Below are 8,856 nucleotides of genomic sequence, written 5' to 3'. Positions count from 1 at the left end.
TGGGCGTGGTGGAAGCCGAGGGCGCGTGCGTGGTGGCGTCGTCAGGCGACTACGAGCGGTTTTTCTTCCGCGGCGGCGAGCGTTTGCACCATGTGCTCAATCCGCGCACCGGCCGCCCCACCGCGGGCGTGCACGGCGTGAGCCTGATCGCCCGCGACGTAGCGGCGGTCAATGGGCTGGGCGCTGCGCTGATGGTGCAAGGTCTTCCCGCAGCCCAGGCGCTGGCCGCCCGCCGGCCGGAACTGCCCGTGCTGGTGGCCGGGCAGGACGGGACGGTGTGGCAGTCCCCTGCGATGGCGGCGCGGCTGAAGCCCATCGCAGCTTGAGCGGGGCGGGAATCATCCCGGCGCTTGGGCTTGCTCGCATTTCACCTGGATCAGTTCCCTCTCGGCCAGGGTGGCGCCAAAGCGCACAGCGCTCAGGCAGCCGCCCCACACGCAGCCGGTGTCCATCCCGAGCAGGTTGCTGCGGTCGAGCCAGCCCAGCGTGGACCAGTGCCCAAAAGCGATCAGCGTGTCCGCCGTGCGCCGCCCCGGCACGTCAAACCAGGGCATCAAGCCTGGAGGCGCGGCACTGGCGCTTTCGGTGCTCTCGAAGTCCATGCTTCCTTCTGCAGAACAGAACCGAAGCCGCGTGAGGGCATTCACGATGACCCGCAGGCGATCTGCCCCCGCCAGATCATCGCGCCAGTGGTCGGGCGTATTGCCGTACATGCTGTGCAGGAAACCGTGCAGGTGCGTGCCGCGCAGGGCTGCGTGCACTTCCTCGGCGCGCGCCAGGGTGTCCTTTGCCGACCAGGACGGCAGGACCCCGGCGTGCACCATCAAGAGTTGCTGACCTGCATGATCGTGCGAACGGGCCAGGGGTTGTTGCCGCACCCAGTCGAGCAAAGCCCGGAGGTCGGGAGCTTCCAGCACCGACCCCAGCGTGTCGCGCCGCGATGGCTTGCGCGCGCCGTGGGCTGCCGCCAGCAGATGCAGGTCGTGGTTGCCCAGCAGGCAGCGGAGGGCCCCCTCCTGCCGCATGCAGCGGCGCAGCACGGCGGCCGAATCCGGCCCGCGGTTGACGAGGTCGCCCAGCAGGTAAACGGTATCGCGGCTGGGTGAAAAGCCAATGGTGTCCAGCAGGCGGCCCAGGGCGCCATCGCAGCCCTGGATATCGCCAATACAGTAAAGCGCCATGTCGGTCCAAATAGTTTGAGCGTTCGATTTTCCAATGGTTGTGGCCCTCAAATACGGAGCGGGCACATCGTGGAGTGGATATTCGCCCGTGGCCGCGGCAAGGGCGCCCTGTGTCTGCGGCTCTGCACGGCTTTCGCGCAGGCTGGGCCTGAGATATTGATTGCCCGCACAGCCGAGTCGGCGTACCCCGGGAAGCGATGGATTTGCGGATGGGATTCAGCCTGAATTTGCGGCAAGGTGATTGCGCAGCCATCATTAAATAATCATATAATCCGGCCACCATTCACCCTTATCCCCGACTCGCAACACCATGACCAGCTACAAAGAACTCTTGAAGCAGCGTGAGGCCCTTGAGCAACAAATCAGCGAAGCTCGCAAGCGGGAGCTGTCGGATGCGGTTTCCCAGGTCCGCGCACTGGTGGCAGAGTTTGGTTTGACGGCGCAAGATGTGTTTCCATCCGGCCGTGCCGCAGGTAAAACCGGCCGCAGCTCGACGGCAGGCACCAAAGTGGCCCCCAAGTACCGTAACCCCGCCACGGGTGAAACCTGGACCGGCCGCGGCAAGGCCCCTCGGTGGATTCAGAACGAAAACCGCGAGAAATTCGCCATTTAATCACCCTCCGTCTTCTGTCCATAAAAAGCCTGCAGCTGCAGGCTTTTTTATTGAACGCCTTTTTTGGCGTGGGCATTCGGGGGGCACCGCGTTCTAAATCCCCGAGCTCTCCGAGGCTATTGCCAAGGGCTAGGGCGGGGGACTCCGTCCGTCAGGCCTGCCCATTCGAGTCGGCGGATGTCGCCAGTGTGCGCAATACCTGCGTCGTGAAGTCATCGGCCGGAAAAAACGATTCCACGGCAAGTTCCTGCAAGGTCACGTCCACGGGCGTCCCGAATATCGTGGTGGTGCTGATGAGGGAGAGCATTCCGTGCTCACTTTCAAAACAGAATGGCATTACCACGCCCAGCATTTCCCCGCCCAACACCATCCCGCCCGCTTCCGCCGGGGCGGGGTATTGCAGCAATTCGGCCTGCAGCTCGATCAGCGCGGGATCGGCAGTGGCCTGGATTTGCTGGCGCAGCCGTTCGAACAGGTGGCTGCGCCATTGCGCCAGATTCGCAATGCGCGATGCCAGGCCACGCGGATGCAGGCTCAGCCGGAAGACGTTGATGGGCGGGGCGAGCATCTCGGGGCTGACGTGGCGGCTGAGCAGGGTCATGGCGGCACGGTTGGCGGCCACGACATTCCAGCAGCGGTCCAGGGCGATGGCCGGGCAGGGCTCATGGCCTTTGAGCACCAGTTCCACCGCCTGGCGCGCTGCCGCCAGCGCCGGGTCGTCCAGCGCCCGCTCTCGGTACATGGGTGCGTAGCCGGCAGCTACCAGCAAGGTATTGCGCTCACGCAGGGGGATGGCCAGGCGGTCGCACAGGCGCAGCACCATTTCGCGGCTGGGGTTGGTGCGGCCGGTCTCCATGAAACTCACGTGGCGGGTGGAGATGTCCGCCTCTTCGGCCAGCTCGAGCTGGCTGAGGTGCCGCTGCTGGCGCCAGGTGCGCAGGTGGTCGCCGAATGAGGCCGGCCGGCCCGGCGGCAGGCGGTGCGGCAAGGCCGAGCGGGTCGTGCGGTGGGAGGGGGTGGATGCGGAGGTCATGGCCCGCATCCTAGGGTCAATTCGGCGCGGGGCCATTACCTCCCTGGTCATCGACGGCATGCGCCGCGGCGGGAACGATGCAGGCCTGTCCTTCATTTTCTTCAACCCACCGAGGAGCCTTCTCATGTTCAGCCTGATGTCTTCCCCCCGATTCCTGCGTGCCGTGGTCTGGTTCGATGCATCCACGGGTGTTTTGCTGGGCGCCCTGCACCTGCTGTTGACGGAACCCCTTGCCCAGTGGCTGGGCTTGCCCGTCGGGGTGCTGCTGGTGTCCGGTGCCATGCTGCTGGGCTATGCAGCGCTGGCCATTGCGATCGCGCGGTCCGACTCCATGCCCCGGGGCTGGCTGTGGGTGCTGATCGTCGGCAACTTTGCCTGGGCGTTGGTCAGCCTGGCGCTGCTGTTGGGCTCGGCCCTGGCACCCACGCTGCTGGGCCAGGCCTACCTGCTGGTGCACGTGGTGTCGGTGGCGTTGCTGGCCGAGCTGCAGTGGTTCGGCGTGCGGCGCCTGCCAGCGTGGGCAGCCGCATAGCCCGGAGAGCTGGGTTGCTATCAAAGAAGTAGCTGTCAGCGCTTTTCCAGAAAGCGGTGGCAGCTCTTTTGATGCCAAACCGTTTCCATTTGCCTGGATATCGGGGGCGCCAACGGGCGAGTCAGGCGCTGTGTCGCCACACTGCCAAGCCCCCACGATTGCACCGTCGTGTGAGGCTGACAGAATAGGCCTGTTGCGTAAAACAGGAGTTCGCCATGGCCTCATCGTCCAATCCGCCAGCCACCTCGTCTTCCCGCCCCGCCAGCCGCCCAGCTGCAGCCGCATCGCCGCGCCACGCGTTTGCGGGCACGCTCAAGAGTTTCACCACCGCGTCCGGCAAGGGCGGCCAGTTGTACTCCCTCCCCGCATTGGCCAAGCAGTTTCCGTCGGTCAATCGGCTTCCGGTGTCGATCCGCATCGTGCTCGAATCGGTGCTGCGCAACTGCGATGGCCGCAAGGTGACGGCCGAGCATGTCCAGCAACTGGCGCATTGGGCGCCGAATGCCGAACGCAAGGACGAAATTCCGTTCGTGGTCTCGCGTGTGGTGCTGCAGGACTTCACGGGGGTACCTCTGCTGGCCGACCTGGCTGCCATGCGCAGCACCGCTGCGCGGCTGGGGAAGAACCCCAAGAAGATCGAGCCCCTGGTGCCCGTGGACCTGGTGGTGGATCACTCGATCATGGTCGACTACTTTGGCAAGAAGAATTCGCTCGACCTGAACATGAAGCTCGAGTTTCAGCGCAACCGTGAGCGCTACGAGTTCATGAAATGGGGCATGCAGGCGTTTGACACCTTCGGTGTGGTGCCGCCCGGCTTCGGCATCGTGCACCAGGTCAACCTGGAATATCTGGCGCGCGGCGTGCACAAGACGAAAGAGGGGGTCTACTACCCCGACACCCTCGTGGGCACCGACAGCCACACCACCATGATCAACGGCATCGGCGTGGTGGGCTGGGGCGTGGGCGGGATCGAGGCCGAGGCCGCCATGCTGGGCCAGCCGGTGTACTTCCTCACGCCCGATGTGGTGGGCTTCGAGCTGACCGGCCAGCTGCGCGAGGGCGTGACGGCCACCGACCTCGTGCTCACCGTGACCGAGATCCTGCGCCAGCACAAGGTGGTGGGCAAGTTCGTCGAATTCTTTGGCGAAGGCACGCGCACGCTCTCGCTTCCCGACCGCGCCACCATCGGCAACATGGCACCCGAATACGGGGCCACCATGGGGTTCTTTCCGGTCGATGAAAAGACCATCGAGTATTTCCAGGGCACGGGCCGCACCAAAGGCGAGATCGAAGCCTTCGAGGCGTACTTCCGCGCGCAAGGGCTGTTCGGGGTCCCGCTCGCGGGGGACATTGATTATTCGCAGGTCGTGCGCCTGAACCTGGGCGACGTCACCCCCAGCCTGGCCGGCCCCAAGCGCCCGCAGGACCGCATCGAGCTGGGCAAGGTCAGCAGCCAGTTCGCCGACCTGTTCAGCAAGCCGAACGCGCAAAACGGTTTCAACCGCCCGGCGGAGCTTCTGCATACACGCCACCATGTGCGCCCCGCGGATGCGCCGGTAGACGCAGCCGCCCCGGCCGAGAAGCCCGCGCCATCCGGGGGGCCGCGCTTCCTGGTGGAGATGGAGCAGAACAAGCCCACCCTGGCTGCCGCGCACGCCGAGGTCACGGCCCGCCAAGCCAGCCGCGTGGGCGATGTCACCGTGGGCAATGGCGATGTGCTGATCGCCGCCATCACCAGCTGCACCAATACCAGCAACCCCAGCGTGCTGCTGGCGGCTGGTTTGCTGGCCAAGAAGGCGGTGGAGGCCGGGCTCAAGGTGAAGCCACACATCAAGACTTCGCTTGCCCCAGGCTCGCGCATCGTCACGGAGTACCTCACGCAAACCGGCTTGCTGCCCTACCTGGAGAAGCTGGGCTTTGCGCTCGCGGGTTACGGCTGCACCACCTGCATCGGCAACGCGGGAGACCTCACGCCCGAGCTGAACGAGGCCATCACCAGCAACGATCTGGTGTGCGCGGCCGTGCTGTCGGGCAACCGCAACTTCGAAGCGCGCATCCACCCCAACCTCAAGGCCAACTTCCTGGCCAGCCCGCCGCTGGTGGTGGCCTACGCCATCGCCGGCACGGTGCTCAAGGATCTGATGACCGAGCCCATGGGCAAAGGCAAGGGCGGGCGCGACGTGTACCTGGGTGACATCTGGCCCACCAGCGACGAGATCAACGCCCTCATGCGCTTCGCGATGAACGGCAAGGCCTTCCGCGAGAACTACGCTCGGGTGGCCTCGGACCCCGGCAAGCTGTGGGAGCGGATCCGGGGCGTGGCCGGCACGACCTATACCTGGCCCGCCAGCACCTACATCGCCGAGCCGCCGTTCTTTGCACAGTTTGCTATTGAAAACGTAGCTACTGGCGCTGATTCGGAAGGCGCTACAGCCAAAAATGGCACCAAGCTTCCCTCGGTGCTGGGCGCGCGCATCATGGCGCTGTTTGGCGACTCCATCACCACCGACCACATCTCCCCCGCCGGGTCCATCAAGGAGAGCTCGCCTGCCGGCCAGTGGCTGCTGCAGCACGGCGTGATGAAGGCCGACTTCAACAGCTACGGTGCACGGCGCGGCAACCACGACGTGATGGTGCGTGGCACGTTTGCCAACGTGCGCATCAAGAACCTCATGATCCCGCCCATGGCCGACGGCTCACGCGAGGAAGGCGGCGTGACCGTGTTCCAGAGCGAGGGACCCCTGCAGGGCGAGAAGATGTTCATCTTCGACGCCGCCATGCACTACATGTCGCACGGCACGCCCACCGTGATTTTTGCGGGCGAGGAATACGGCACGGGCTCCAGCCGCGACTGGGCCGCCAAGGGCACGCAACTCCTGGGCATCAAGGCCGTGGTGGCGCGCAGCTTCGAACGCATCCACCGCTCCAACCTGGTGGGCATGGGCGTGCTGCCGCTGCAGTTCAAGGCCGGGCAGTCGTGGGAGTCGCTGCGCCTGGTCGGCAACGAAGTCATCGATGTGGTGCCCGATCCATCCCTCACACCCCAGAGCGACGCCAAGCTGGTCATCCGCCGGGCAGATGGTTCGTGCGAAGAGGTCACCGTCACGCTGCGCATCGACACCCCCATTGAGGTGGACTACTACCAGGCGGGAGGCATCCTGCCCTTTGTGCTGCGCCAGTTGCTGAAGGCCTGAGCGCGCAGGGGGGGCGTCCTGGCATGGGGCAGGAGGGGGCGCGTCGCCGCGGAGACTTCGGTCTGTGTCGCGCTCTGTTAACGCATCGTTACACTGACAATGCTGATAACGGAAGAACCATGCTTTTTGCCTCCTGCCAGCTGTCCGCATGCCGCCCCTGAACCAACCTGCACCTTCTGCCGCGCCGGTGCCAGCGCCAGGGGATGCTGCGCGCGCGGAGTGGCTTGAGGCCCCTGCCTTCACCGTGGTGCTGGTGGTGGCAGCACTGGCGCTGGTCATCGGGCCGCTGGCGCAGGCGCTCGGAGAGGCCCCCGTCGGCCACCACGGCCTGGAGCCCTTCATGGAGCTCATGGCCGTGCTGCTGGGCCTGCTGGTGGTCTCCGTGTCGCTGCACACGCTCGATGCGCCTGAGCAAGCCCGGGCCAACGTGCTGGTGGCCGGTTTCGGGGTGGCGGCGGCTTGCAATTTTCTGCACGGGGTGCTGGCCTATTCCACCCCGGTGTACGTGCCACCCGGCACGGCCCACATCTCGCTATGGCTCAGCAGCTGCGCCCGGATTGCCGAGGTGGCCACATTGCTGCTGGCCGCCGCGCGGCTGGCGCTGCCGGGTCCGGCCAAGGCCTGGCTGGCCGGGGGCGTGGGGCTTACGGTGCTGCTGGTGGTCCTCGCGCTCGGGCCGGTTGCGCCGTGGTTTGCCTTGGCTGTAGAAGGCCGCTTGCGGCAATACCTTGCCTTGGCGCTGGCGGCGGGGCTCACCGCGGCCACGGTGTGGCTGTACCGGGGCACCGATCCCCGCGACCGTGTCTTTGCGTTCGCCGCCGCCGCCTTTTTGAGCGGTGAGCTGGCCATCGCCGTGCTGGGCGGCCATTCGGCGATCGGAGGTCCCCTGGCCCACGGGCTGAGGGTGGTGGCGTACGCACTGCTGTATCAGGCCGTGTTCAACGCGGGCATCCGCCGTCCGTTCGACAGGGTGCAGGAGGCCGAGCGCCGTCTGCGCGAAAGCGAGACCCGTCTTTCGCTGCTGGGCCGCAACCTGCCCCACAGCGTGCTGTACCAGGTGGTGCGGGAGCTCGATGGGCGCACGCATTTCGTGCACATTGGCGAGGCGGTGGAGCGCCTGCACGGCGTGCGCGCACAAGATGTCATGCGCGACCCGGCCGTGCTGTACCGCCAGATCGTCGAGGAGGACCGTGAAGCCTTCTGGAAGCTCGAGCAGGCTTCGTTCCTGGCCATGACCAGCCTGGAAGCGGTGTTCCGCGTGCGGCGCGCCGATGGGCAGATCCGCTGGATGCACCTGAGCGCCTCGCCGCGGCGCCTGGACGATGGCCGCGTGATGTGGGACGGGGTGCACACCGACATCACCGCGCACCATCTCGCAGAGGAAGCCACCCGGGTGCAGGAGGCCCAGCTGGCCAACCTGCTGCGCCAGATGCCGGGCGGGGTGGCCCGCCTGGACCGGGAGCTCCGGATTCTGTATGTCAACGATCAGGAAGCGCGCTGGTTTCATCGCACGGCGCAAGAAGTGCAGGGCAAGCTGCTGGAGGAAGTGGTGTCGCCCGAGGTGGCGGCGCGCGTGCGGCCGCATTTCGCCAAGGCTTTTGCGGGCGAAACGGCCGTGTTTGAAAACCGCGTGGATGGCCCCGATGGCCCGCGTTGCCGTCGCGTTACCGTCGCGCCGGAAACGGTGACCGAGCAGGGCGTCTCCACCGTGGTGCTGTTCGCCTATGACCTGACCGATCTCAAGCGCGTTGAAGAAGAGCTGGCCCACCAGAAGGCGCACCTGGCGCGTGTGGTCAATGCCATGCCCGACATGGTGTTTCTCAAGGATGCGCAAGGGGTGTACCTCTCGGTCAACCCGGTGTTCGAGCGTTTCGCGGGCCGGCCTGAACGGGAGATCGTGGGATGCAGCGATTTCGACCTGGTGGCGCCTGCCGTGGCGGAGCAGTTCCGCAACTACGACCGGCGCGCCATGCAGGCCTGGCAGCCCCTGGTGTATGAGGAAACGCTCACCTTCGCCGAAGACGGCTACCAGGGGCAGTTCGAGACCATCAAGACCCCCATCCGCGATCTGACCGGCCGCGTGACCGGCGTGCTGGGCGTGTGCCGCGACATCACCGACCGCAAGCGCGCAGAACAAGAAATCGAACGGCTGGCCTTCTACGACGCGCTCACGGGTCTGCCCAACCGGCGCCTGCTGCTCGATCGACTGCAGCGCTCCATCGCCGCCTGCCAGCGCACCAGAAACCTCGGCGCGCTGCTGTTCATCGACCTGGACAACTTCAAGGACCTCAACGACACCCTGG

Annotated in this window: 7 protein-coding genes; 5 read left to right on the top strand and 2 right to left on the bottom strand. The window is 66.0% G+C overall.

Translation table 11 applies throughout. From position 1 onward, the window contains the following. Positions 1–326: FAD:protein FMN transferase (locus MRY84_RS09230; protein WP_291505434.1), on the top strand; the 326-nt coding region annotated here is incomplete at its 5' end. A 12-nt stretch (positions 327–338) separates the two neighbouring features. Here the strand turns inward: MRY84_RS09230 and MRY84_RS09225 are convergent. Continuing rightward, a complete protein-coding gene (locus MRY84_RS09225) occupies positions 339–1,181 on the bottom strand; it encodes a symmetrical bis(5'-nucleosyl)-tetraphosphatase (RefSeq protein ID WP_291505433.1) in 843 nt (280 codons plus the stop codon). Positions 1,182–1,491: 310 nt separating this feature from the next. On the opposite strand from MRY84_RS09225, the gene MRY84_RS09220 reads away from it, so the two are divergent. Continuing rightward, positions 1,492–1,794, top strand: coding sequence for an H-NS histone family protein (locus MRY84_RS09220; protein ID WP_291505432.1), 303 nt, complete (start codon positions 1,492–1,494; stop codon positions 1,792–1,794). 151 nt (positions 1,795–1,945) lie between these two features. Here MRY84_RS09220 and MRY84_RS09215 read toward each other — a convergent pair whose 3' ends face one another. Next, a complete protein-coding gene (locus MRY84_RS09215; RefSeq protein WP_291505431.1) occupies positions 1,946–2,827 on the bottom strand; it encodes a helix-turn-helix transcriptional regulator in 882 nt (293 codons plus the stop codon). Between the two features lie 124 nt (positions 2,828–2,951). Between MRY84_RS09215 and MRY84_RS09210 the strand changes: the two genes are divergently transcribed. The 3 genes from MRY84_RS09210 to MRY84_RS09200 all read left to right on the top strand — a co-directional run. Next, entirely contained in the window at positions 2,952–3,359 is a 408-nt protein-coding gene (locus tag MRY84_RS09210; RefSeq protein WP_291505430.1) for a hypothetical protein, read from the top strand. 215 nt (positions 3,360–3,574) lie between these two features. Next, positions 3,575–6,553, top strand: a complete 2,979-nt coding sequence (locus tag MRY84_RS09205; protein ID WP_291505429.1) for an aconitate hydratase — start codon at positions 3,575–3,577, stop codon at positions 6,551–6,553. A gap of 148 nt (positions 6,554–6,701) precedes the next feature. Next, the coding region (locus tag MRY84_RS09200; RefSeq protein WP_291505428.1) for a PAS domain-containing protein at positions 6,702–8,856 on the top strand (2,155 nt) is incomplete at its 3' end.

The sequence above is a fragment of the Acidovorax sp. genome (genome assembly GCF_022763525.1).
In the GTDB taxonomy this organism is placed as follows: Bacteria; Pseudomonadota; Gammaproteobacteria; order Burkholderiales; family Burkholderiaceae_C; genus Acidovorax.
The sequence above is the reverse complement of the archived record's forward strand: the minus strand, read 5'-3'. Positions and strand labels throughout refer to the sequence as shown.

Coding starts and splice junctions, on each gene's coding strand:
- MRY84_RS09225 (WP_291505433.1), bottom strand. CDS start 1,181: ATGGCGCTTTACTGTATTGGCGATATCCAGGGCTGCGATGGCGCCCTG.
- MRY84_RS09220 (WP_291505432.1), top strand. CDS start 1,492: ATGACCAGCTACAAAGAACTCTTGAAGCAGCGTGAGGCCCTTGAGCAA.
- MRY84_RS09215 (WP_291505431.1), bottom strand. CDS start 2,827: ATGACCTCCGCATCCACCCCCTCCCACCGCACGACCCGCTCGGCCTTG.
- MRY84_RS09210 (WP_291505430.1), top strand. CDS start 2,952: ATGTTCAGCCTGATGTCTTCCCCCCGATTCCTGCGTGCCGTGGTCTGG.
- MRY84_RS09205 (WP_291505429.1), top strand. CDS start 3,575: ATGGCCTCATCGTCCAATCCGCCAGCCACCTCGTCTTCCCGCCCCGCC.